The following is a 23,091-nucleotide window of genomic DNA, read 5'->3' as shown; positions in this document are numbered from 1 at the left end:
TTTTGTGATCCACTTCACAAAATCCTGTCGCTCAACGGCATAATGCCAGTATCTTGAAAAACGGCCCCGCAGGTTCAGGAAGAATGCCATGTCGCTAGTCGCGAGCCCCGACGTCATGTACCGGTTGTTGATCCAGAGCGTGGTGGACTATGCCATCTACCTGCTGACCCCGGAGGGGGTGGTCGCCAACTGGAACCCGGGGGCGCAGCGCGCCAAGGGCTATGAGGCCGCCGAGGTTGTCGGGCAGCACTACTCGCTGTTCTACAGCGAGGCGGACCGCGCTGCCGGCCTGCCGCAAGCCAACCTCGAGCAGGCGCGCCGCTGTGGTCGTTTCGAGGAGCATGGCTGGCGCCTGCGCAAGGACGGCAGCCTGCTGCGCGCCCATGTGGTGATCGAGGCGGTGCATGACGACGACGGGCAACTGGTGGGTTTCGCCAAGATCACCCGTGACTGCACCGAGCAGTACCATGCACAGATGGCCCAGCGCGAGCAGGAGCGGCATTTCCGCCTGCTGGTGCAGGGCGTGCGCGACTATGCCATCTACATGCTCGACAGCGCCGGCCATGTGATCAACTGGAACGCCGGGGCCGAGCGAGCCAAGGGCTACAAGGCCGATGAGATCGTCGGCCAGCATTTCTCGGTGTTCTACACCCATGAAGACCGCGTCGGCGGCCTGCCCGAACAGGGGCTGGAGACGGCACGTCGGGAAGGGCGATTCCAGGCCGAAGGTGTACGCCAGCGCAAGGACGGCTCGCATTTCTGGACCAGCGTGGTGATCGAGGCCATCCATGACGAGGACAGCGGCCAACTGATCGGTTTCGCCAAGGTGACCCGTGACATCTCCGAGCGTCGCCGCTACGAGCTGGAGCTGCTGCAGGCCAAGGAGCTGGCCGAGCAGTACAGCCAGGAGATGAGTACCTTGTCGCAGTTTCTCGATTCGGTGATCGCCAATATTCCAGCCTGTGTCATCGTCCAGGACCTGGTCAGCCAGCGCATCCTGTTGGCCAACCAGCAGGCCGAGCGCTTGTTCGGTGGTCAGGGGGCGAGCCTGATCGGTACGCTGCCGGCAGATTGCGCGGTGCCGGCTGCCGCCGAGTTTCTCGAGCAGCAACTGGCGCGCGGCGCACGCAGTACCAAGGGTTACGCCGCTGAAACCCGTGTCGAAACCGTCGCGGGAGCTCGCACCTTGCGCAGCCGCGCGCTGCTCAGCCAGAACCGCGACAACCAGGCCGATTACGTGCTGTTCATCGCCGAGGACGCCACTGAAGAACTGGCAGCCCACGCGCAGATCCACCACATGGCCCATCACGACGCGCTGACCGGCCTGCCCAATCGCACGCTGTTCCATGAGCGCCTCAAGCAGGCGCTGGCGCGCGGCGAGGACAGTGGCAAGCTGACCGCCACCTTGTGCCTGGACCTGGACAACTTCAAGAACATCAACGATTCCCTCGGCCATGCCTTCGGCGACAAACTGCTGCGTGCCCTGGGCAAGCGCCTGCGTCGAGAGCTGCGCGAGCACGACACCCTGGCTCGGCTAGGCGGTGATGAGTTCGCCGTGGTTCTGGCCGGGCTGGACAACCGCGAGGCGGCCTGCAATACCGCCCGGCGCCTGATCGATGCGATCTGCCCGCCGTTCCAGATCGAAGGGCATCAGTTCGCTGTCGGTGTGAGCATTGGCATTGCCTTTGCGCCCGAGGACCAGGACAACGCCGAGCAACTGCTCGGCTACGCCGACATGGCCCTGTACGAAGCCAAGCGCAATGGCCGCAACCGCTACGAATGCTTCCATGTCGAACTCGACGTTGCCGCGCGCCAGCGCCGCTTGGTGGAGACCGACCTGCGCACAGCCCTGCATCTGGGGCAACTGCAATTGCACTACCAGCCGGTGGTGGACCAGCAGTGCAATAGCGTCACCGGCTACGAGGCGCTGCTGCGCTGGGAACACCCCAGTCGTGGCCTGATCATGCCCATGGATTTCATTCCCATCGCGGAGGAGACCGGGCTGATCCACGAGATTGGCGCCCGTGTGCTGAATCTCGCCTGCCAGGAGGCGGCGACCTGGGAAGGGCAGGAGGTGGTGTCGGTCAACCTGTCGCCGGTGCAGTTCAAGAACACTGGGCTGGTGCACACCGTTTCCCTGGCACTGTCGGACTCAGGGCTTGCCCCGCATCGTCTGGAGCTGGAGATCACCGAGTCGGTGCTGCTGGGCAACAGCGAGGAGAACGTGCGGATCCTGCGGGAGCTGAAGGAGCTTGGCGTGTCGATCTCGCTGGACGATTTCGGCACCGGCTATTCGTCGCTGGGTTACCTGCGCTCGTTCCCGTTCGACCGGATCAAGATCGACAAATCCTTCGTCCACGACATGTGCGACAGTCGCGAGGCGATGTCGATCATCCGCGCGATCACCGAGCTGTCCAACAGCCTGAAGATCAAGACTACGGCCGAGGGCGTGGAGTCGGCCGAGCAGATGGAGCGCCTGGCGGCAGAAGGGTGTTCGCATTTCCAGGGCTATTTCTATGGGCGACCGGCACCGGCCAGCGAGCGTCTGAAGACGCCGGGCAGGATTGTCAGGGACTGAGGAACGGTGTCTGCTTCGCGGATAAACTCGCCCTGACGCGGGCAAAAACACTTGCCATCCGGCGCCCCATCTCTTCTAAACTCGCAAGGTTCGTCTTACCCAGAGATCCGCATGACCACCCGCACCCCGCTGTCCGGCGTCAACCACCCCTTGCGCGGCATCGCCCTGGTGGTGGCCGCGACTTTCCTGTTCGCCAGCCACGATGGGCTGTCGAAGTTCCTCGGTGGTATCTACCCGGTGATCATGGTGGTCTGGGCGCGCTATGTGGTGCATACGCTGCTGATGGCCGGCATCTTCATGCCCCAGGCGGGGCTGCGTGTGCTGCGCACCCGGCGTCCGTTGCTGCAGACCTTGCGTGCCTTGAGCCTGCTCAGCACCAGCCTGCTGTTCACGGCGGGCCTGCAGTACCTGCCGCTGGCAGAGGCCACGTCGGTCAACTTTCTCGCCCCGGTGCTGGTCACTGCGCTGTCGGCTCCGCTGCTCAAGGAGCGGGTCACGCTCGGCCAGTGGCTGGCGGTAGTGATGGGGTTCATCGGGGTACTGGTGGTGGTGCATCCGGGCGGGGCGATGTTCACCCCGGCGATCCTGTTTCCCTTCGGTTCGGCCCTGGGTTTCTGCTTCTACCAGCTGCTGACCCGGATTCTGGCCGCCCATGACAGCCCAACCACCAGCAACTTCTACGCAGGCCTGTGCAACACCCTGATCATGAGTGCGCTGGTGCCGTTCTTCTGGCAGACACCGCAATGGCAGCACGTACTGCTGATGCTCGCCCTTGGCGGTTGCGGCATGACCGCCCACCTGCTGCTGACCAAGGCCTTCCGCCATGCAGCGCCGGCGCTGCTGGCGCCGTTCAGCTACTGCCAGATCGTGTTTGCGGGTGTGCTGGGCCTGGTGGTGTTCGGCCAGGTACCCGATACCACCAGTATCGTGGGCATCGCCATCATCTGCCTGAGCGGCCTTGGTGCCGCCTGGATGCAGCGGCGCAAGTGACCGTCAGCCTTTGACCAGGGCCTTGAGCGAAGCGTCGAAGCTGCGCAGGGCGTCGGCCTGCACGCTTTGCTCGACCTGCAACTGGCGGGCGACATTCGCCGTGTCGCTGGGCAGCGCTTCACGGGCCTGGCCTTCGGCGCGGCCGATGTAGGTCAGTTGGTCGTCGTAGAAGCGTGCGACCACCTGGGTTTCGATGTCCGGGCTGGTGGCGCTGGCGAGGCGGCTCTGGGCATCGAGCAGCACGATCACGTCGGGGCGGTCGGCGAGCAGGGTGTCCAGATCGTCGTAGAAGGTGACCTCGGCGAAGGTTTGCGCCAGCGACTGGGCCAGCCAGCCATAGGCCTGGCTGCCACCGTTGAGCGTGGCCACTTGCACGGCACGCGAGGCGCCAGGCACTGAAGGAGGGACCTCGCGATGGCGCTGCAGGTAGTCCAGGGTGGCAGCGGCATTGCGGCCCAACAGTACGGCGACGTGTTGGCCCGGTTTCAGCGACACGCTGGACAACTCGGTGGCCGAGTAGAAGTGACCGTAGGGTTGCGCCACCTGCGAGGTGGCCGAGGCGGCACAGCCACCCAGAGCGGCCAGCAGGGCCAAAATCGCGGCGAGCATGCCGCCTTTGCTGATCGATGCCATGATCGATGCCTCATCGAAGGTTCAATGAAGCCATCTTCCGCCTCCGGGCCCAGCGGTGGAACTTGAAGATATTCATGGTCGCTATCGACGATGTCGATGGGGCGCGGCTGCCTCGTCTGCCTGAAAGACCCAGCCTATCGCCCTTCAATAGTCGCTCTATTAGACCTCTGCCCATGCTGGGCTAGTCTTTCCCGTGGCCTCGCGATTTGCGCGTGCAGCGCCGCGGGCCCGCGTCGGCAACAGACCGACCACCCCCTGATGAAGAGAAGGCACGAGCCTTGCGGCTCGGGCTGCAGAACACCTGGCATAGACCAGAAATCTGGACAACCGACCCATAAGGTACCCGCAGATGTCGAACGAATCGAAATGCCCGTTCCATCAAACCGCAGGCGGCGGCACCACCAACCGTGACTGGTGGCCCGATCAGCTCAACCTCAGGATTCTCCACCAGCATGGCAGCCAGTCCGATCCGATGGACCCGGCTTTCGATTATGCCAAGGCGTTCAAGAGCCTTGACTTCCAAGCCCTGAAAAAAGACCTCACCGCGTTGATGACCGACTCCCAGGACTGGTGGCCTGCGGATTTTGGCCACTATGGCCCGCTGTTCGTCCGCATGGCCTGGCATAGCGCAGGCACCTACCGCATCGCGGACGGCCGCGGTGGCGCGGGCTCCGGCCAGCAGCGCTTCGCCCCGCTCAACAGTTGGCCCGACAACGTCAGCCTGGACAAGGCCCGGCGGCTGCTGTGGCCGATCAAGCAGAAATACGGCAACAAGATTTCCTGGGCCGACCTGATCGTGCTCACCGGCAACGTCGCGTTGGAGTCGATGGGCTTCAAGACCTTCGGCTTCTCTGGAGGCCGCGCCGATGTCTGGGAGCCGGACGAAGATGTGTACTGGGGCTCGGAGAAGGTCTGGCTGGGGGGCGACACCCGCTACGGCAAGGCCCAGCCGCCCGGTAAAGGTGATCTGGTGGCAGAGCCTGCCAAGCATCCGGAGGAGCAAAGCCGTACCGAGCCGGCAGGGCGCAACCTTGAAAACCCGCTGGCAGCCGTGCAGATGGGCTTGATCTACGTAAACCCCGAAGGCCCGGAGGGCAATCCTGACCCGGTCGCTTCGGGCAAGGACATTCGCGAGACCTTCGGCCGCATGGCGATGAATGACGAAGAAACCGTGGCCCTGATCGCCGGCGGCCACGCCTTCGGCAAGACCCACGGTGCAGGCCCTGCGGACAACGTCGGTGCCGAACCTGAAGCCGCAGGGCTCGAGCTTCAAGGGCTGGGTTGGGCCAACAAGTTTGGCACTGGCAAGGGTGGCGATACCATCACCAGCGGCCTGGAAGTGACCTGGACCTCGACCCCGACCCGCTGGAGCAACGAGTACCTGAACAACCTGTTCAACTTCGAGTGGGAACTGACCAAGAGTCCGGCGGGCGCCCATCAATGGCGTCCCAAGGATGGCAAGGGGGCCAACAGCGTGCCCGATGCCCACGATCCGGCCAAGCGCCATTCACCGATGATGCTCACCTCCGACCTGGCCTTGCGCTTCGACCCGATCTACGAGCCGATCGCCCGGCGTTTCAAGGAGCATCCCGAGCAACTGGCCGACGCCTTCGCCCGTGCCTGGTACAAGCTGATCCACCGTGACATGGGGCCGCTGGCCCGTTACCTGGGCCCGGAAAACCCGCAGGAAGAACTGCTCTGGCAGGACCCGATCCCCAAGGTCGATCACCCGCTGGTAGACGAGCAGGACATCACGGCGCTCAAGGCCAAGGTGCTGGCCTCGGGCCTGAGCGTTGCCGAACTGGTGTCCACCGCCTGGGCGGCAGCTTCGACCTTCCGAGGCTCGGACAAGCGCGGTGGCGCCAACGGCGGGCGTCTGCGCCTGGAACCTCAGCGCTCCTGGGTCGCCAACCAGCCTCAGCAATTGGACAAGGTGCTCAAGGTGCTGGAGAAAATCCAGAGCGAATTCAACAGCGGCGGCAAGAAGATTTCGCTGGCCGACCTGATCGTGCTGGCGGGCTCCGCTGCGGTCGAGAAGGCCGCCCAGGACGCTGGGCACACTGTCAGCGTGCCGTTCCGGCCGGGTCGCACCGATGCCTCCCAGGCGCAGACGGATGTCGAGTCGTTCGCCGTGCTGGAGCCGCTGGCAGACGGCCTGCGCAACTTCACCAAGGCCAGGTACAGCGTCAAGGCCGAGAAGCTGCTGCTGGACAAGGCCCAGTTGCTGACCCTCACCGCGCCGGAACTGACCGTGCTGGTCGGTGGCCTGCGAGTGTTGGGCGCCAACCATGGTGGCAGCCAGCATGGGGTGTTTACCGACAAGCCTGGCACCTTGAGCAACGATTTCTTCCGCAACCTGCTGGACATGAGCGTGGAATGGAAGCCGACCTCGGCTGACAACGAGACCTTCGAAGGCCGTGACCGCAAGACCGGGCAGGTGAAATGGACCGGCACGCGGGTCGACCTGGTGTTTGGTTCTCACGCCCAGTTGCGGGCGTTGAGCGAGGTGTACGGCAGCAGCGATGCCAAGGAGAAATTCGTCAAGGACTTCGTGGCGGCCTGGGTGAAGGTGATGGAACTCGACCGATTCGACTTGTAGAAGCGGGACTGTAGGGCGCTTTTTCGCGGGTAAATCGGAGCGCCGAACCGTCGCTCCGATCTACCTGCGAAACAACGCCGAGATCATCAAGATTCAGGCGACAGCCTTCTGCGCCTCGGCCACCTTGGGCTTCGCCGGCTTGAGCCGCGATACCCCCAGCAACACCAGGACCAGCCCGGCAATTTGGTAGCCCGAGATCGCCTCGCTGAGGATGGCCCAGGACGCCAGCATGGTCAGCACCGGCCCCAGGTTGCCGACCGCCGCAGTGTGTGTCGGGCCTAGGCGCTGGATCGCCAGGGCCACCCAGTAGATCGGCAGTACCGTGGAAAACAGCGCCATCATCGCCGCGTTGGCCCACACCGCAGCGGGCAATTGCGCCAACTGGGTGACATCCGCCACCAGCAGGTAGTGCGCCAGCACCATCAGCGACGAGGCCGAACCACACAGCCCGGCCATGCGCATCGAGCCCATGCGCTTGAGCATCATTCCGGTACCGGAGTAATACAGCGCGTAGGTGACGGCGCTGGCGAACACCCACAGCGACCCCACCAGCACTGCGTGCCCACCGCCAGCGGTGCCCAGGTCATGCACGAAGGCGATCCCCAGCCCCAGGTAGCACAACCCCATCGCCACCAGGGTGCGCGAGGTAGGGCGCTCACGCAGGGCGATGGCCTGGAAGACCAGCACCAGGGTCGGGTAGGTGAACAGAATCAGGCGTTCCAGCCCCGCGCTGATGAACTGCAAACCGTAGAAATCGAACAGGCTCGACAGGTAGTAGCCCAGCAGCCCGAGCACAGCCACGCGAAACCCGTCACCCAGGGTCAGTGGAGTACTCGCCGAGCCACGACTGGCCCACACCAACCAGGCGAACAGCGGCAGCGACAGGCCCATGCGCAACGCTAGCAAGGTCACTGCATCCACCGGCCCCGCGGCGTAGGCGAGCTTGACGAAGATCGCCTTGAAGCTGAAGCCCAGGGCGGCCAGGACGGCATAGAGGCTGCCGCTTTGCAGGTGTCGCTCAAGTGAGGTACGCAGGCTGTTCATGCTGAATCCGCAACAAAATAAGTCAGAGGCTTATTCTGAATAGAAGGCTCGAAAGCTAGAATCGCTTTTTCTGGAACATGGCGTTCGTTTTTGGAGAAACCCCATGCACTTCGATCTTCAGGACTTGCGTCTGCTGGCTGCCATCGCAGCGACTGGCAGCCTGAGCAAGGCCGCGGCCAGTTTTCCGGTGGCGGTGTCGGCGGCAAGCACACGCTTGCGCCTGTTCGAGGAGCGCAGCGGTCTGATGTTGTTCACCCGCAGGGCTGACGGTATGCAGTTGACCCCATCTGGGCGGTTGGTACTGGAGTCGGCCCGTGGAGTGCTGGGCGAGGCGCAGAAACTGCAGGACACGCTCAATGAGCTGGCCGGCCAGCGTCGAATCAACCTGCACCTGGCGGCCTCGACGGTCACCAACAGCACCTTGCTGCCGGCGGTACTGGGGCCGTTCCTGGCCGACTACCCCGAGGTCGACCTGCTGCTGGTCGAGCACAAGAGCGTCGATGTATTGCGGGTGGTGCTGGCTGGGGAGTGCGAGATCGGCGTGTTCGACGGCAACCTGGTCAACGATGGCCTGGTGTCACTGCCGTTTCGCACCGAGCGCCTGGTGCTGCTGGTGCCTGCCGATCATGAACTGGCGACGCGTGAGCAACTGCGTCTGGTCGATGCGCTGGATCATGCCTTCGTGTGCCTGCCGGCAGGGCGTGCCATGCAGCGCTTTGTCGAGGAGTTGGCGATGAACCTGGCCATGCCGCTGAAGATCCGCGTACGCGCGCCCAGCTTCGAGGCCATCGCCCAGCTGGTCGCCCAGCGCGCCGGGCTGGCGATTGTCCCGGAGATCGCGGCCGTGCGCGCCGAGCAGGAGTTAGCGGTGCGCAGGTTGGCACTGGAGGAGCGTTGGGCGACCCTGGAGCTGCGCATCTGCTTTCGCAGTTGGGAAGGTCTCAGTTCCCACGCCAGGCAACTGGTCACCTTCCTTTCCGGGCAGTAATCCGATGAGGTGGCACTCTGCAATCCTGGCCGGAGCGCTTACAATCACCGCTTTTGCCCTCCAAGACAGGCACGCCGGTCAATGACGCTCGACCCCCCAACCCTCCTGGCCCTGACCGTCGCCCTTGCGGCAGCAGCTGCGCTATACCTGGCGATCGAATGGCGCAGTGTGCGCGAGTCGTCGTTGCTCTACTGGAGTGCCGGTTTCGCCACCATCACCGTTGGTTCTACCCTCGCGCTGCTGCGCATGAACGGTTTTCTGCTGATTGGTATCTGGTTCGCCAATGGGATGCTGGTGTTTGCGCATTTCTGCTTCCTGCTGGGCGTTGCCCGTTTCACCGAGGTGCGATTGTCACGGGGCTGGCTGCTGGTCGTGCTGTTGTGGGTGAGCCTGTTGCTACTGCCGGAAGGGCCGTCGTGGTCGAAGATCATGCTGGTGGTCAATTCGCTGCTGGTGGCCCTGGTGTCGCTGCGTGCCAGTTTCCTGCTGCGTCCGCACGGTGTGTCGCTGAGTGTGGGGGCGGTGCAACTGCGCTACGTGATGCTGATCCACGGGCTGTTCTACGTGATCAAGGCCCTGACCGTGGTGATTCCGGGAACCTTGATCGACCTTGCGGCATTTCGCGGTGAAATCATCCAGATTTCGCTGATCGAAGGGGCGATGGCGATCATGCTGATCGCCCTGTCGATGACCGGCACCGAGCGCTACCGGCGTGAGGAGCGCATCGCGCTTCTGGCCGCGCGTGATCCGCTCACGGCGCTGTTCAACCGCCGCGCCCTGGAAGTGCGTGCGCCGGTGTTGCTGCGGGCGACAAGCCACGAGCGCCCTGGCGCCGTGCTGTTGATCGATATCGACAACTTCAAGCTGGTCAACGACCTTTACGGCCATACCGCAGGTGACCGGCTGCTGGTGGCGCTGAGCGAAACCATTCGTGGCCTGCTGCCGGCCAATGCCCTGGCAGCGCGACTGGGGGGTGATGAGTTCGTCATTCTGCTGGGCAATGCGCGCCGCGACGAAGTCGAGGTGCTGGGCACGATACTTCGCGAGCGCTTTCAGGACATCGCCGCACAATCCTTCGTCACCCCGATGGCGGTAACCCTGAGCATCGGTGCCAACCTGTTCGATCAGCCGCCGGCCAGCCTCACGGCGCTGATCGAGCAGAGCGATGCCGCGCTGTACCAGTCCAAGCGCAGTGGACGCGACAGCATGCGCCTGGTGGACCTGACCTTGACGGGCGATTGAGCCGGCATCGGGTTTTCACTTGTTGTTGATGCATTCGGACTGCACCGAATAACGCACGGTGCGCAGGGTGCCCTGGGTGTCCTCGAAGGTCATCAGGCGCGGTACCACCTCGCACGTGCGCGGGTCGCCCGACTGGCGCACCAGCCGCGCCACATCCAGTGGCATGCCATAGCGGTAGTCGACGATCTCCGGCATGGGCTTGTCGCGCTTGATGGCGTAGGCGGCTACGGCTTGCTGGTGCGCCTGCAGCAACTGCTCGCTGCGCTGACCGGAAAGGCCGGTGGCCTGGACGCCGAAGGCCAGCAGGAGCAGGGCGATCGCTGTGCTCAGTCGTTTCATGGGGTGTCTCCGGAAGGGCTGTGGTTTCCGGATCACGCTAGCGAGCAGCAGCCAACAAGGGCATGACGACAGCCTTACAGTTGTGAAAGGTGCGCACGCATGACGCCATTGTAATGTGCCGATCACCTTCCCGTTATCCACCTGCGGCGAGCATCGATGCTGGCCGCGAACGCACCTGCGAAACGGCCTGACAAGAACAACAGCCGTTATCGAAGGAGCATTTGCATGAGATATCGTCCGGGACTTTCCCTGGCCGCGCTGGTGGCGCTGGCCGGTCCTTCGGCGTGGGCCGAGGACGCTACAAAGGATGGGTTCATAGAGGGCAGCCGCCTGAGCGTGCTGAACCGCAACTACTACTTCAACCGTGACAACCGCGACGCGGTGGCACCGACCTATAACAGAGCCAAGGCGCCCGACAATGGCTATTCCGAAGCCTGGGCGCATGCTGTCATCACCCGCTTCGAGTCCGGCTTTACCCAGGGCACCGTGGGGGTAGGGGTCGATGCCTTTGCCATGCTCGGGCTCAAGCTCGACACCGGAGGTGGGCGCAACGGTGGACGCAGCTCGTTCGATGTACTGCCGGTGGATCGCAACGGCCAGGCGCGTGACGAATACAGCAAGCTCGGCGGCGCGGCCAAGGTGCGGGTGTTCGACACGGTGCTGCGGGTAGGCGATGTGTTTCCGGCCAACCCGGTGGTCGCGGCGGGCGATTCACGCCTGCTGCCGGAGAGCTTTCGCGGCGTGACCGTCGAGAACACCAGCCTGGCGGGCCTGAACTTGCAGGCCGGGCGCCTGCATGCGATGAGCCAGCCGATGTCCAGCGACATGCGCGAGTCTTTCGCAACCTTCTATGGCGGGCCTGTGGACTCGCCATGGATCGCCTATGGCGGCGGCGACTATGCCATCAACGAACATGTCAGCGTCAGTCTGTTCGGCAGTCGCCTGAAGGATGTGTGGAACCAGTACTACGCCGGTACCAGCGTTACCTGGCCATTGAGCGATGAGCTGGCGTTGATCGGTGGCTTCAACTTCTACAACGCCAAGGACGAAGGGCGTAAACGCCTGGGCACCTTCGACAACGACATCTGGAGCGCCAAGCTCGGTGTGCGTTACGGCGCCCACACCGTCGCCTTGACCCACCAACGCAACAATGGCGACGACGATTTCGACTACCTGCGTCAGTCCGACTCGATCTTTCTCGACAACTCCATCCAGTACAGCGACTTCAACTCGCCCAAGGAGCGCTCGTGGATGCTGCGCTATGACCTGAACATGGCCGGGTATGGCGTCCCCGGGCTGTCGTTCATGACCCGCTACGGGCGCGGCAGTGACGCCGATTACTCGAACGCCAACGCCTACTACATGCGTCGCGATGGCAATGGCGATCCGCTGACCGACCAGAAGCGCTGGGAGCGCGACATCGAGGTCAAGTACGTAGTGCAGACCGGCGGCGCCAAGGACCTTTCGCTGCGCGTACGCCAGGCGACCACCCGGGCGACGGCGTTCGAGTCCGACCTGGATGAGGTCCGGGTGATCGTCGAGTATCCGTTGTCGATTCTTTGAGCTTGAGCCCATTCACCTTCAGAAGCCTTGCGCTCCTTTGGTTGCAGGTGAATGTCTTGGCGCCTCGATGAGGCGCCTTTTTTGTGGCTGCCATTTGGCAGCGCACATCACCCCTTGTCGGCGGACGGCAAGATGCGGTTGATGACTGTGCTGCCGTTGTCGTTGCGGGTCAGGTAGATCGGCAGGACCTTGGGCAGGTTGTTCACCAGGCGGTTGACGTCGCGGGTGTCGTAGATGCCGCTGATGCGGATGTTGCCGACAGTGCTGTCGGCCAGCAACAGGGGTTTGTCCAGGTAGCGGTTGATCACCGGCAATGCCTGGGAAAGGCTGAGGTTGTCGAGTACCAGGCGACCGCTGCGCCAGGCCAGGCTATTGGCATAGTCGTCGCTCTGGGCCAGTTGCGGTTCGAAGTCACCGATGCTGTAGCTGGCCTGCATGCCGGGGCCGAGGCGGTAGCCGCCTTCGCCACCATTGCTGGAAACCAGCACTGAGCCTTCGACCAGGGTCACCTTGACCTGGTCTTGGTACTTCCACACGTTGAACTGCGTGCCGGTGACCCGCGTCTGGCCGTGACCGGCGCGCACGATGAAAGGGTGCTCGCTGTCGTGGGTGACTTTGAAGAAGGCTTCGCCCTTGATCAGCTCGACCTGGCGCCGGTCCTTGTAGTTGAGGTAGCGCAGCTCGCTGTTCAAGTTGAGCTCGACCTGGCTGCCGTCGTGCAGTTGCACCGTACGCACCTGCTGGTCGCTGTCGAAATGCTGGTAGCGATTGGGCAACCAGCCTTGCTCCCAGCCAACCCAGCCGGCCAGTGGCAAGGCGAGCAGGGTGATCACCGCGGCTGAGGCCAGTGGTCGCCAGTTGCGCTGGTGGGGCCTGGCCGCAGGCAGTTCGGTCACGTTGGTAGTACGCGGCAGCATGTCGGCGGTATGCCAGATCTCCAGCATCGCCTGGTATTCCTCGGCATGCCGGGTGTCGGTGGCCAGCCACTGGGCAAATGCCTCACGCTCGGCGGCCGAGCAGTCCTCGGCGTGCAGGCGCATGCACCAGTGCGCAGCGGCATCGGTGATGGCATCGTCGTCGAGGGGGGTGAGGCGGTCTTGGTTCATTGCGGCTCCCGGTTTTGCGCATTCTACCTGCCAGAAGGGCCCTGCGAGAACCAAGATAATGGCGAATGACTATCAGTTGCGATTTTTTTCGTCGGTTTTCCGGCGCAGCGGCATTGGGGGCACCGAGAGGGCTGAGGGACCAACGACTTAGATAGCCTGCTAATAAAAGCTTTGACATTAACTGCCTAGGCAGTAATATTTTCTAACATCTTTTCTGAGCGATGCCGATGGCCCATTTCACCCCGGAAAACTTCCAGACCTGCGCCATTGGCATGTTGCTCGGCCGCGCCTCGTTATTGAAGGACCGCATTCTCGACTGGCACCTGGAAGCTGATGGCGTTACCGCTGCGCAGTTCAAGGTGCTGATCATCGTGACCCAGTACCAGGTAGATACCCCGGCCGAACTGTGCCGCTGCCTGGGGCTGGACAGCGGTTCGATGACGCGCATGCTCGATCGCCTCGAGCAGAAGGGCCTGATCCTGCGCAACCGCTGCCCCGACGGCCGTCGTCAGGTGCGGCTGGCGCTGACCGACGACGGTCAACGTCTGGCTGACCGTCTGCCGGAGATCGGGGCAATGGCGATGAACGAGCTGGTCGGTTCGCTCGAACCCGACGAGCTCAAAATCCTCGAGACGCTGCTGGCAAAGATTCTCTTGGCCGCCAGCGACCCGTTGACGATTGCCCGTTTCGGCGATCGCACCCCTGATCCGACTTGATTCAAAGGTACTTCTCATGGCCACACCCTCGGATGCACCCACTCCCGCCGAAGTGCCCGACGCCACGCGCAAGCGCAAGACCTGGCTGCTGGCCCTGCTGCTGGTATTGATATTGGCCGGCGCCGCCGGCTGGGCCTGGTACAGCTTGGTCGGGCGCTGGCACGAAAGCACCGACGATGCCTACGTCAACGGTAATGTGGTGGAGATCACCCCACTGGTGACGGGTACCGTCACCAGCATCGGCGCCGACGATGGCGACCTGGTGCAAGCCGGACAGGTGCTGTTGCGCTTTGACCCCAGTGACAGCGAGGTCGCGCTGCAGGCCAGCGAGGCCAAGCTGGCGCGCACGGTGCGCCAGGTGCGCGGCTTGTACAGTAACGTCGATGCACTCAAGGCCCAGGTGCAGACGCGCCAGGCCGAACTGAAGAAGGCCCGCGAGAACTATGGCCGGCGCAAGGTCCTGGCTGACAGCGGGGCGATCGCCGCTGAAGAGCTGTCGCACTCACGCGACGACCTGACCGCCGCGCAGAGCGCCCTGGACAACGCCCGCCAGCAACTCAACACCAGCACTGCGCTGATCGACGACACCGTGGTGTCGTCGCACCCGGACGTGATGGCCGCCGCCTCCGACCTGCGTCAGGCTTACCTGGACAACGCTCGCACCACGTTGGTGGCGCCGGTGACCGGCTACGTCGCCAAGCGCACCGTGCAATTGGGGCAACGCCTGCAGCCGGGCACCGCGACCATGGCGGTGATTCCGCTCGACCAGGTATGGATCGACGCCAACTTCAAGGAAACCCAACTGCGTGACATGCGTATCGGTCAGCCAGTGGAGATCACCGCCGACCTGTACGGTAGCGAAGTCAAGTACAGCGGGACGGTCGACAGCCTGGGCGCCGGCACTGGCAGTGCTTTCGCCCTGCTGCCCGCGCAGAACGCCACGGGCAACTGGATCAAGATCGTCCAGCGTGTGCCGGTGCGGGTGCACCTGAACCCCGAGCAGCTCAAGGACCATCCGCTGCGCATCGGCCTGTCCACCGTGGTCGAGGTCGACCTGCACGACCAGAGTGGCCCGGCGCTGGCCCAACAGCCGCCGCAACAGGCCAGCTACACCACCCAGGTGTATGACCGTCAGTTGGCCGAGGCCGATCGTCTGATCGCCCAGCTGATCCATGACAACAGCGCCGCCAGTGGCAAGACGGCGCAGCGATGAGCAACGGCGCATCCGCCCAGTTCACCCCGCCGAGCCTGCTGCTGACCACCATTGGGTTGTCGCTGGCGACCTTCATGCAGGTGCTCGACACCACCATCGCCAACGTGGCGTTGCCAACCATTTCCGGCAATCTGGGGGTGAGCTACGAGCAGGGCACCTGGGTCATCACCTCGTTTGCGGTAAGCAATGCCATTGCGCTGCCGCTGACGGGGTGGCTGAGCCGCCGCTTTGGCGAGGTGAAACTGTTCATCTGGGCCACCTTGCTGTTCGTGCTGGCGTCGTTTCTCTGTGGTATTGCCCAGTCGATGCCCGAGCTCGTGGGCTTTCGCGTGCTCCAAGGCGTGGTCGCAGGCCCCTTGTATCCGATGACCCAGACCTTGCTGATTGCGGTCTACCCTCCCGCCAAACGGGGGATGGCCCTTGCGTTGCTGGCAATGGTGACGGTGGTGGCCCCGATTGCCGGGCCAATCCTCGGCGGCTGGATCACCGACAGCTATAGCTGGCCGTGGATTTTCTTCATCAACGTACCGATCGGTCTGTTCGCTGCCGCCGTTGTACGCCAGCAGATGCGCACACGTCCGGTGACCACCAGTCGCCAGCCGATGGATTACATCGGCCTGCTGACGCTGATCGTCGGTGTCGGCGCGTTGCAGGTGGTGCTCGACAAGGGTAACGACCTGGATTGGTTCGAGTCCTCGTTCATCGTGGTGGGTAGCCTGATCTCCGCGGTCTTCCTGGCCATCTTCGTGATCTGGGAACTCACCGATCGGCACCCGGTGGTGAACCTGCGGCTGTTCGTGCACCGCAATTTCCGCATCGGCACCCTGGTGTTGGTGGGCGGGTATGCGGGCTTCTTCGGCATCAACCTGATCCTGCCCCAGTGGCTGCAGACGCAGATGGGCTACACGGCGACCTGGGCGGGGCTCGCGGTAGCGCCGATCGGCCTGCTGCCGGTGATCATGTCGCCCTTCGTTGGCAAGTATGCGCATCGCTTCGACCTGCGCCTGCTGGCAGGGATCGCCTTTCTGGCCATTGGCGCAAGCTGCTACATGCGTGCGGGTTTCACCAGCGAGGTCGACTTCCTGCACATCGCCCTGGTGCAATTGTTCATGGGGATCGGGGTAGCGCTGTTCTTCATGCCGACCCTGACCATCCTGCTTTCGGACCTGCCGCCGCATCAGATTGCCGACGGCTCTGGGCTGGCCACGTTCCTGCGTACACTCGGCGGCAGTTTCGCCGCCTCGCTGACCACCTGGATCTGGATCCGCCGGGCCGACCAGCACCACGCCTACCTGAGCGAGCACATCAGTCAGTACGACCCGGCAACGCGTCACACCCTCGAGCAACTCGGCGGGGCGAGTCCGCAGAGCTATGCGCAGCTTGAGCAGATCCTCAACAGCCAGGCCTACATGATGTCGACGGTGGACTACTTCACCTTGCTGACCTGGGTGTTTGGCGCCTTGATCCTGCTGGTGTGGCTCGCTCGTCCGCCCTTCACGGCCAAAGCCGGACCCGCTTCGGCGGGGCACTGAGGTTTACTTGCGGCACGGCTGCGTGCAGCCGTTGCCGCGATCGGGGCTTTTCCCCTAACCTTGTAGGTCTATTCCTTCGACAGTGGCAGTTTCATGGACAAGGTCATTCTCATCACTGGCGCCAGCCGCGGTATCGGTGCCGCGACCGCGCGGTTGGCGGCGCAACAGGGCTACCGCATCTGCATCAATTATCACGCCGACGATCACGCTGCCGAACGCATCCTGGCTGAGGTTCGGGGGCTGGGCGCCCAGGCCATCGCCGTGCGGGCCGATGCCAGCGTCGAGGATGAAGTGATCCAGGTGTTCCAGCGGATCGACCAGGAGCTGGGCCCTGTCACCGCACTGGTCAATAATGCCGGGACCATCGCGACTCAGAGCCGGGTCGACGAGATGTCCGAATTCCGCCTGCTCAAGCTGATGAAAACCAACGTGGTCGGCCCGATGCTCTGTGCCAAACATGCCTTGCTGCGCATGTCCCGGCGCCATGGCGGGCAGGGTGGTGCGATCGTCAACGTGTCGTCGGTGGCCGCACGCCTGGGCTCGCCCAACGAGTACGTCGACTATGCCGCTTCCAAGGGCGCGTTGGACACCTTCACCCTTGGGCTCGCCAAGGAAGTGGCGGGCGAGGGGGTGCGGGTCAACGGCGTGCGTCCCGGTTATATCCATACCGACTTTCACGCCCTGAGCGGTGATGCCCAGCGCGTCACCAAGCTCGAACCTGGCCTACCCATGGGCCGCGGTGGGCAACCGGAGGAAGTGGCCGAGGCGATCCTCTGGTTGTTGTCGGAGAAAGCATCCTATTCCACCGGCAGCTTCATCGATCTGGGGGGCGGGCGCTGAGCTTCAGCCCAGGATGTGTGTCACCCGTTCGAGCAGTGCTTTGAGCTCGAACGGGCTGGAAATGATTTCGATATTTGTTGGCAACCCGTCGTGGTCTGCCAGCGTCTGGGTGGCGTAGCCGGTGATGAGCAAGGCTGTGCAGCCAGGTGTCAGGGCCGCATTCATTTCGATCAGTTGCCGACCCTTGGGGCTGTCGGACAAGGCGATGTTGCCGACCAGCAGGTCCGGGCGCAGCCCCTTGCGCAGGGCGGCAAGCGCCCGGTCGATGCTGGCGAAGGCATGCACGTCGTAGCCCGCCTCGCTCAGCAGCTCGCTGATGACCAGCTTCATCGCCGCCTGGTCCTCGACCAGCAGGATTGACCGCGCAGGGGGCGGGGCCGGCAGGCTCTGCGGTTCGGGGGGCGGAAGGTTTTTGGCCCTGGGCAGGTAAAGGTGAACGCAGGTGCCGTTGCCCGGAATCGAGTCGAGGTGCATTTGCCCTCCAGACTGCCGCACGAAGCCGTATACCATGGACAACCCCAAGCCAGTGCCCTGCCCGAGCGGCTTGGTGGTGTAGAACGGTTCGATGGCTCGTTGCGCCACCTCCGCTGGCATGCCCTGGCCGTTGTCCTCGACTCGCAAGTGCAGGTATTGGCCCGGGGCGAGGCGCAGACGTCGGGCTTGCGCCGGGGTCATTTCCAGGTTTTCGCAATGAATCACCAAGGTGCCACCGTCGGGCATGGCATCGCGGGCATTGTTGCACAGGTTGAGCAGCGCGCTTTCCAGTTGCGAGGGGTCGATGCAGGTTGGCCACAGCTGTGAAGCTGTGCGATCGATGAGCTCGATGTCCGAGCGCAGCGAGCTCTGCAGCAGCGCAAGCATGTCGCCGACCAGTTGCTGGATATCGGTGGCGCGGGGCAGCAATGTCTGTCTGCGCGAGAAGGCCAGCAGGCGCTGCACCAGTGACGCGGCCTTGGACGCGTTTTGCTCGATGATGCCGAACAGCCGGCTCACCTCATCGTTCTGCGGCCCGCACAGGCGTGGCTTGGCAAGCTCCAGCGCACCGAAGATGCCACCGAGCAGGTTATTGAAGTCGTGGGCGATGCCGCCGGTGAGTTGGCCGACCGCTTCCATTTTCTGCGCCTGGCGCAGTGCCTGCTCGGCTTCGCGCAGGCGCTCCTGCTCAAGGGTGCGCTCGGTGATGTCGTAGGCGAACAGGCAGGCGCTGAGTGGCGGGCGTTCGTCGCTGTGCAGCGGGGTGATCCGCAGCTCGTAGTGGCGCCGATAGGGCGGCCCGTCGAAGGCGACGCTTTCGATCACCGTTTCACCCGCCAGCGCTCGGTTGACCAGGGGTAGCAGGCATTGGAGCGGCTGTGGCAGGCCGGCAAGCGCTTCATCCAGGCGATCGCCGGTCCTGGGGCAGAAACCGTGCAGGCGTTGGAATGTCTGTCGGGCAGTACGGTTGATCGCTTGCAGACGCAGGTCCGGGGCGATGACGAAGACATTGGCCAGGCTGATCGACCAGCTCGATGAACAGCCGGCGTTCGGCCAGGGTCTGGTCGAAGCGCTGCTCGAGTTGCTCGTGCACTCGGCGCAACAGGACGTTGTCCAAGGGCGATACGTCGGCTTGCTGCGCCAGCCGGTTTTCCAGCTCGCCGTTGCGCTGCTGCAAGGCCAGAATCTGTTGACGCAGTTGGATAGGGTCGTCCATCGCATGCTCGTCCATGGGCAGGTAGCCTCACTATAGCGGCTGATCCTTCAAAACGAGCGCACGATACGCCCCAGTGTCTCCATCGCAGTCTCCGTGGCGTCGTTCCACGGGCTGCCGTAGTTCAGCCTGATGCAGTTGCCGAAGCGCCGGGTCGGCGAGAAGATCGGCCCCGGTGCGATGCTGATGCCTTGCGCCAGGGCCATGTGGAACAGCTTGAGCGCGTCCATCTGCTCGGGCAGTTCCAGCCACAGGAAGTAGCCGCCGGCGGGCTGGCTGACCCGTGTCTGCGCCGGGAAATGGCGGGCAATGGCGGCGAGCATGTTGGCCTGCTGGCCTTCCAGGGCGTAGCGCAACTTGCGCAGGTGGCGATCGTAACCGCCATGTTGCAGGTAGTCGGCGATGGCGGCCTGGGCCGGCATCGAGGCGCACAGCGAGGTCATCAGCTTGAGCCGCTCGATCTTCTGTGCGAAACGGCCGGCGGCGACCCAGCCCACCCGGTAGCCTGGGGCGAGGCTCTTGGAGAACGAGCCGCAGTGCATGACCAGGCCGTCGCGGTCGAAGGCCTTGGCCGGCTTGGGCGCTTGCTGGGCGTAGTAGAGCTCGGCGTAGACGTCGTCCTCGATCAGCGGCACCTGGTGGCGGTGCAGGAGTTCGACCAGTGCCTGCTTTTTCGCCTCGGGCATGCTCGCACCGACCGGGTTCTGGAAGTTGGTCATCGACCATACGGCCTTGACCGGGTGTTTCTCCAGGGTTTGTGCCAGCACCCCCAGGTCCATGCCTTCACGTGGGTGCACGGGAATTTCCACGGCCTTGAGCTTCAGTCGTTCGAGCACCTGCAGGCACACGTAGAAGGCCGGGGCTTCGATGGCAACCAGATCCCCCGGCTCTGTGACTGCCTGCAGGCACAGGTTGAGGGCTTCCAGCGCGCCGTTGGTGATCAGCAGCTCTTCCATCGGCAGCATCAGGCCGGCGACCATGTAGCGCAGGGCGATCTGGCGACGCAACTGCGGGTTGCCCGGTGACAGGTCGGTGACCACCACGCGTGGGTCCATGGCGCGGCTGGCGCTGGCCAGCGAGCGGGCCAGGCGCTGCAGCGGGAACAGGGTGGGGCTGGGGAAGGCCGAGCCGAAGGGGACGGTGTGAGGGTCCTTGATCGAATCAAGGATGGAAAATACCAGGGCACTGACGTCGACATCGGTGGATTCGCTGACCGGTGCCTGTGCCTGTGGTTCGCTGAACTGGCGAGGTGCGTGGGTATTGACGAAGTAGCCCGAACGCGGCCGGGCACGAATCAGCCCGCGGCGCTCGAGCAGGTAATAGGCCTGGAACACCGTGGAGGGGCTGACCCCATGGGTCTGGCTGGCGTAGCGTACCGAGGGCACACGCTGTCCGGGGCCAAGCACCCCGGAGCGGATCAGTTCGGCGATATCGTCGGCGAATCGTTCGTAGCGTTTCATCGTTGTGTTATTCGGCCTGGCAGGCAAGGTTCAAGGCAGTGTAAGGGATCAGCGGTTGAGCGGCGCAACGAAACGGCTGCGTGCACGGCTGTGCACCTGCGGCTGGTCGCTGTCCTGTACTTCGAATGTGAGGTCTACCGAACTGCTCGTGGGGCGGTCGGCGAGCATCGCCACCGATACCGGCAGTTCGCTCATTTCTCCGGCAGGAATGAATATCGCTTGCTTGCCGTGCAGCACGAAGCCTTCGGCGTCGACCAGACGTAGTCGATAGTGCTGGGGATGCTGGGTCTTGTTGATGATCTTGAGCAGGTAGATATTCTCTATCTGGCCCTGGGCATTTTCACGGAACAGGCCGCGGTCCTTGATGACGTCCAGCGACACCATCGGGCGCATCTGCAAGGCCATCACCAGTGCACCGATCATGACCAGCAGGGCCGTGGCGTAACCCAGCAGGCGCGGTCTCAGCCAGTGGGTGCGGCCGCCTTGGAGGTTGTGTTCGGACTTGTAGCCGATCAGGCCGCGAGGGTAGCCCATCTTGTCCATGACCCCGTCGCAGGCGTCGATGCACGCAGCGCAACCGATACAGGCCATCTGCAGGCCGTCGCGGATGTCGATGCCGGTGGGGCAGACCTGCACGCACAGCGTGCAGTCGATGCAGTCGCCCAGATGCTGTGCCTGACGGTCGCTGCCTTTCTTGCGGGGGCCACGGCTTTCACCGCGACCTGGATCGTAGGCTACGGCCAGGGTGTCCTTGTCGAACATGACGCTCTGAAAGCGCGCATAGGGGCACATGTGCATGCACACGGCTTCACGCAGCCAGCCGGCGTTCAGGTAGGTGGCGGCAGTGAAAAAGACCACCCAGAACAACGCTACGCCGCCCAGCTGAAGGGTCAACAGCTCGTGGGCCAGCGGGCGGATGGGGGTGAAGTAACCGACGAAGGTGAGGCCAGTGATCACCCCGATGGCCAGCCACAACCCATGCTTGAGGCTGCGGCGGGCGAACTTGCCGAGGCTCCAGGGCGCGGCGGCCAAGCGGATGCGCTGGTTGCGGTCGCCTTCGGTGACCTTCTCGCACCACATGAAAAGCCAGGTCCAGACGCTCTGCGGGCAGCTGTAACCACACCACACCCGCCCGGCGAAGACGGTGATGGCGAACAGGCCGAAGGCGCAGATGATCAGCAGTGCCGACAGCAGGATGAAGTCCTGTGGCCAGAAGGTTGCGGCAAAGATGTGAAACTTGCTGTCGGCAAGGTCCCAGAGCACGGCCTGGCGACCGTTCCAGTTCAGCCAGGCCGTGCCGAAGAACAACACGAACAACAGGCCGGCGAAGCCGATCCGCAGGTTGCGGTACAGGCCTGTGAAGCTGCGGGTCTGGATACGCCCGTCTGCGTGGCGCTTGGGGGTCTTGGCCGCAGGCTCGATCTGGATGATTCGGAAGGGGATTCTCTCGCTCATGGTGGTTCGCTCATCAGGCCTCGATCAGGCCCGGGCACTATGGCCCCCGATCTGTTTACAGCACAGGCTCAGGTAGAGCGATAAAAACCATATCAGATGAACGAGAAGTCCCTTGCAGCCCTCAGATTACGGAGCCTGGAGCACTGCTCTTGAGATGTCTGCGACTATCCACCGCACCGATCACGGTCAGGGCGTCGGCTTCGGCTTCGGTGATTGGTATGCGTTCACCCGCCAGCACCGCGACCGACATGCGCAGCTGTTCATCGGTGAAGATCTCGATCTCCGGCCCCAGGCCTTCTATGCGCAGCTTGTCACCGATCAGTGTGCAGCGTTGGTTGCTTTCGTCGATTTCTACCGGCATGACGTTACCCTCCGCAGGTGGTTACGGGTGTGACCACAGCGCGCTTCGGGTTGCTGCATCGTTCCGCCGGGCGGATGCTGCCGCACTCGGGGCAAACGCAGCGGTCAACCTTTCAATAGGCCACGGCGCTCTGGTGTGGAGAAACCCATGGATTCCTGGTGGCAGAATGTTTGGCAAGCGATACGGGCAGAGTTCACCGACATCACCGATGAAGGCGAGGTGACGCGGATTCTCGTGCGTCTGCTGATGGCGGCGGTGCTCGGCGCGGTGTTGGGTTTCGAGCGCGAGCACAAGGGCAAGTCGGCCGGGGTGCGGACACACATGCTGGTGTCCATGGGTGCAGCCCTGTTCGTGCTGGCACCGAGCATGGCCGGTGCCGATGCACAGGCGCTGAGCCGGGTGATACAGGGGATCGTCGCCGGGATCGGTTTTCTCGGCGCGGGCACCATTCTCAAGGGCCATGGCCAGGACACCAATCACGTTAAAGGGCTGACGACGGCGGCAGGCCTGTGGATGACGGCGGCGATCGGCACGGCGGCGGGCATGGGGCGCGAGGCGACGGCGTTGGTCAGCACGGTGCTGGCCTTGCTGGTGTTGAGCAGCATGCCGGTGCTGGTGGAGAAGGTCGAGGGGGAGGGTGGTGAGGCGAAGAATGAGGAAAACACAAAGCACTGAGGGGAGCCGAAGCTCCCCTCAAAGCGTTGTTGCCTGCTCTTTTTATTATTGAAAACCGGCCTGTTGTTGT

At 63.6% G+C, this 23,091-nt stretch carries 20 protein-coding genes; 11 read left to right on the top strand and 9 right to left on the bottom strand.

Annotated features, from left to right (window positions below):
• The first annotated feature begins 88 nt into the window (after nucleotides 1–88).
• Together APH44_RS04775 and APH44_RS04770 are read left to right on the top strand one after the other, a co-directional pair.
• Nucleotides 89–2,578 carry an EAL domain-containing protein gene (locus APH44_RS04775; RefSeq protein WP_082420974.1) on the top strand — a complete coding sequence of 830 codons (2,490 nt, stop codon included), beginning with the start codon at nucleotides 89–91 and terminating at the stop codon, nucleotides 2,576–2,578.
• Nucleotides 2,579–2,689: 111 nt separating this feature from the next.
• Nucleotides 2,690–3,568 (top strand): DMT family transporter, encoded by an 879-nt coding sequence (locus tag APH44_RS04770; protein ID WP_054891552.1) that lies wholly within the window; start codon nucleotides 2,690–2,692, stop codon nucleotides 3,566–3,568.
• Nucleotides 3,569–3,571: 3 nt separating this feature from the next.
• On the opposite strand, the gene APH44_RS04765 is transcribed toward APH44_RS04770, so the two are convergent.
• Nucleotides 3,572–4,201, bottom strand: a complete 630-nt coding sequence (locus APH44_RS04765; RefSeq protein ID WP_054891551.1) for a hypothetical protein — start codon at nucleotides 4,199–4,201, stop codon at nucleotides 3,572–3,574.
• A 349-nt stretch (nucleotides 4,202–4,550) separates the two neighbouring features.
• On the opposite strand from APH44_RS04765, the gene katG reads away from it, so the two are divergent.
• Nucleotides 4,551–6,800 (top strand): catalase/peroxidase HPI, encoded by a 2,250-nt coding sequence (gene katG / locus APH44_RS04760; protein WP_054891550.1) that lies wholly within the window; start codon nucleotides 4,551–4,553, stop codon nucleotides 6,798–6,800.
• Nucleotides 6,801–6,893: 93 nt separating this feature from the next.
• On the opposite strand, the gene APH44_RS04755 is transcribed toward katG, so the two are convergent.
• Nucleotides 6,894–7,844: a DMT family transporter gene (locus APH44_RS04755; RefSeq protein ID WP_054891549.1), complete on the bottom strand. Its 951-nt coding sequence runs from the start codon at nucleotides 7,842–7,844 to the stop codon at nucleotides 6,894–6,896.
• 103 nt (nucleotides 7,845–7,947) lie between these two features.
• On the opposite strand from APH44_RS04755, the gene APH44_RS04750 reads away from it, so the two are divergent.
• Both APH44_RS04750 and APH44_RS04745 read left to right on the top strand, forming a co-directional pair.
• Nucleotides 7,948–8,832 carry a LysR substrate-binding domain-containing protein gene (locus APH44_RS04750; RefSeq protein WP_054891548.1) on the top strand — a complete coding sequence of 295 codons (885 nt, stop codon included), beginning with the start codon at nucleotides 7,948–7,950 and terminating at the stop codon, nucleotides 8,830–8,832.
• An 81-nt stretch (nucleotides 8,833–8,913) separates the two neighbouring features.
• Nucleotides 8,914–10,074: a GGDEF domain-containing protein gene (locus tag APH44_RS04745; protein WP_054891547.1), complete on the top strand. Its 1,161-nt coding sequence runs from the start codon at nucleotides 8,914–8,916 to the stop codon at nucleotides 10,072–10,074.
• 15 nt (nucleotides 10,075–10,089) lie between these two features.
• On the opposite strand, the gene APH44_RS04740 is transcribed toward APH44_RS04745, so the two are convergent.
• Nucleotides 10,090–10,413, bottom strand: a complete 324-nt coding sequence (locus tag APH44_RS04740) for a DUF2790 domain-containing protein (RefSeq protein ID WP_054891546.1) — start codon at nucleotides 10,411–10,413, stop codon at nucleotides 10,090–10,092.
• A gap of 225 nt (nucleotides 10,414–10,638) precedes the next feature.
• On the opposite strand from APH44_RS04740, the gene APH44_RS04735 reads away from it, so the two are divergent.
• On the top strand, nucleotides 10,639–11,976 hold the full coding sequence (locus tag APH44_RS04735; RefSeq protein WP_054891545.1) for an OprD family porin: 1,338 nt from the start codon (nucleotides 10,639–10,641) through the stop codon (nucleotides 11,974–11,976).
• Between the two features lie 107 nt (nucleotides 11,977–12,083).
• Here the strand turns inward: APH44_RS04735 and APH44_RS04730 are convergent, their stop codons facing one another.
• Complete coding sequence (locus APH44_RS04730; protein ID WP_054891544.1) at nucleotides 12,084–13,082, bottom strand: FecR family protein; 999 nt, start codon at nucleotides 13,080–13,082, stop codon at nucleotides 12,084–12,086.
• A 227-nt stretch (nucleotides 13,083–13,309) separates the two neighbouring features.
• Between APH44_RS04730 and APH44_RS04725 the strand changes: the two genes are divergently transcribed.
• From APH44_RS04725 to APH44_RS04710, 4 genes are all read left to right on the top strand, one after another.
• Complete coding sequence (locus APH44_RS04725; RefSeq protein ID WP_054891543.1) at nucleotides 13,310–13,798, top strand: MarR family winged helix-turn-helix transcriptional regulator; 489 nt, start codon at nucleotides 13,310–13,312, stop codon at nucleotides 13,796–13,798.
• 16 nt (nucleotides 13,799–13,814) lie between these two features.
• Entirely contained in the window at nucleotides 13,815–15,011 is a 1,197-nt protein-coding gene (locus APH44_RS04720; protein ID WP_054891542.1) for an HlyD family efflux transporter periplasmic adaptor subunit, read from the top strand.
• The gene (locus APH44_RS04715; RefSeq protein WP_054891541.1) at nucleotides 15,008–16,543 is read left to right on the top strand and encodes a DHA2 family efflux MFS transporter permease subunit; all 1,536 of its coding nucleotides are present in this window, start codon (nucleotides 15,008–15,010) and stop codon (nucleotides 16,541–16,543) included. The genes APH44_RS04720 and APH44_RS04715 overlap by 4 nt, the downstream gene beginning before the upstream one ends.
• A 93-nt stretch (nucleotides 16,544–16,636) precedes the next feature.
• The gene (locus APH44_RS04710) at nucleotides 16,637–17,383 is read left to right on the top strand and encodes an SDR family oxidoreductase (protein WP_054891540.1); all 747 of its coding nucleotides are present in this window, start codon (nucleotides 16,637–16,639) and stop codon (nucleotides 17,381–17,383) included.
• Nucleotides 17,384–17,386: 3 nt separating this feature from the next.
• Here APH44_RS04710 and APH44_RS04705 read toward each other — a convergent pair whose 3' ends face one another.
• The 5 genes from APH44_RS04705 to APH44_RS04690 all read right to left on the bottom strand — a co-directional run bounded on the left by APH44_RS04705 (nucleotide 17,387) and on the right by APH44_RS04690 (nucleotide 22,346).
• Nucleotides 17,387–18,829 (bottom strand): ATP-binding protein, encoded by a 1,443-nt coding sequence (locus tag APH44_RS04705; protein WP_256216531.1) that lies wholly within the window; start codon nucleotides 18,827–18,829, stop codon nucleotides 17,387–17,389.
• Nucleotides 18,756–19,073, bottom strand: coding sequence for a DEK C-terminal domain-containing protein (locus tag APH44_RS30325; RefSeq protein WP_256216532.1), 318 nt, complete (start codon nucleotides 19,071–19,073; stop codon nucleotides 18,756–18,758). Before APH44_RS30325 ends, APH44_RS04705 begins: the two co-directional genes overlap by 74 nt.
• A 47-nt stretch (nucleotides 19,074–19,120) precedes the next feature.
• Nucleotides 19,121–20,530, bottom strand: coding sequence for a GntR family transcriptional regulator MpaR (mapR, locus tag APH44_RS04700; protein WP_054891539.1), 1,410 nt, complete (start codon nucleotides 20,528–20,530; stop codon nucleotides 19,121–19,123).
• 48 nt (nucleotides 20,531–20,578) lie between these two features.
• Nucleotides 20,579–21,985 carry a cytochrome c oxidase accessory protein CcoG gene (gene ccoG / locus APH44_RS04695; RefSeq protein WP_054891538.1) on the bottom strand — a complete coding sequence of 469 codons (1,407 nt, stop codon included), beginning with the start codon at nucleotides 21,983–21,985 and terminating at the stop codon, nucleotides 20,579–20,581.
• Nucleotides 21,986–22,106: 121 nt separating this feature from the next.
• Nucleotides 22,107–22,346 carry a DUF3203 family protein gene (locus APH44_RS04690; protein WP_054891537.1) on the bottom strand — a complete coding sequence of 80 codons (240 nt, stop codon included), beginning with the start codon at nucleotides 22,344–22,346 and terminating at the stop codon, nucleotides 22,107–22,109.
• Between the two features lie 147 nt (nucleotides 22,347–22,493).
• Between APH44_RS04690 and APH44_RS04685 the strand changes: the two genes are divergently transcribed.
• A complete protein-coding gene (locus tag APH44_RS04685) occupies nucleotides 22,494–23,021 on the top strand; it encodes an MgtC/SapB family protein (RefSeq protein WP_054891536.1) in 528 nt (175 codons plus the stop codon).
• Nucleotides 23,022–23,091 lie beyond the last annotated feature (70 nt).

Origin of the sequence: Pseudomonas sp. NBRC 111143, from assembly GCF_001320965.1 — a bacterium.
Lineage (GTDB): Bacteria > Pseudomonadota > Gammaproteobacteria > Pseudomonadales > Pseudomonadaceae > Aquipseudomonas > Aquipseudomonas machongensis.
This window is presented reverse-complemented; position numbering and strand designations above follow the sequence as displayed.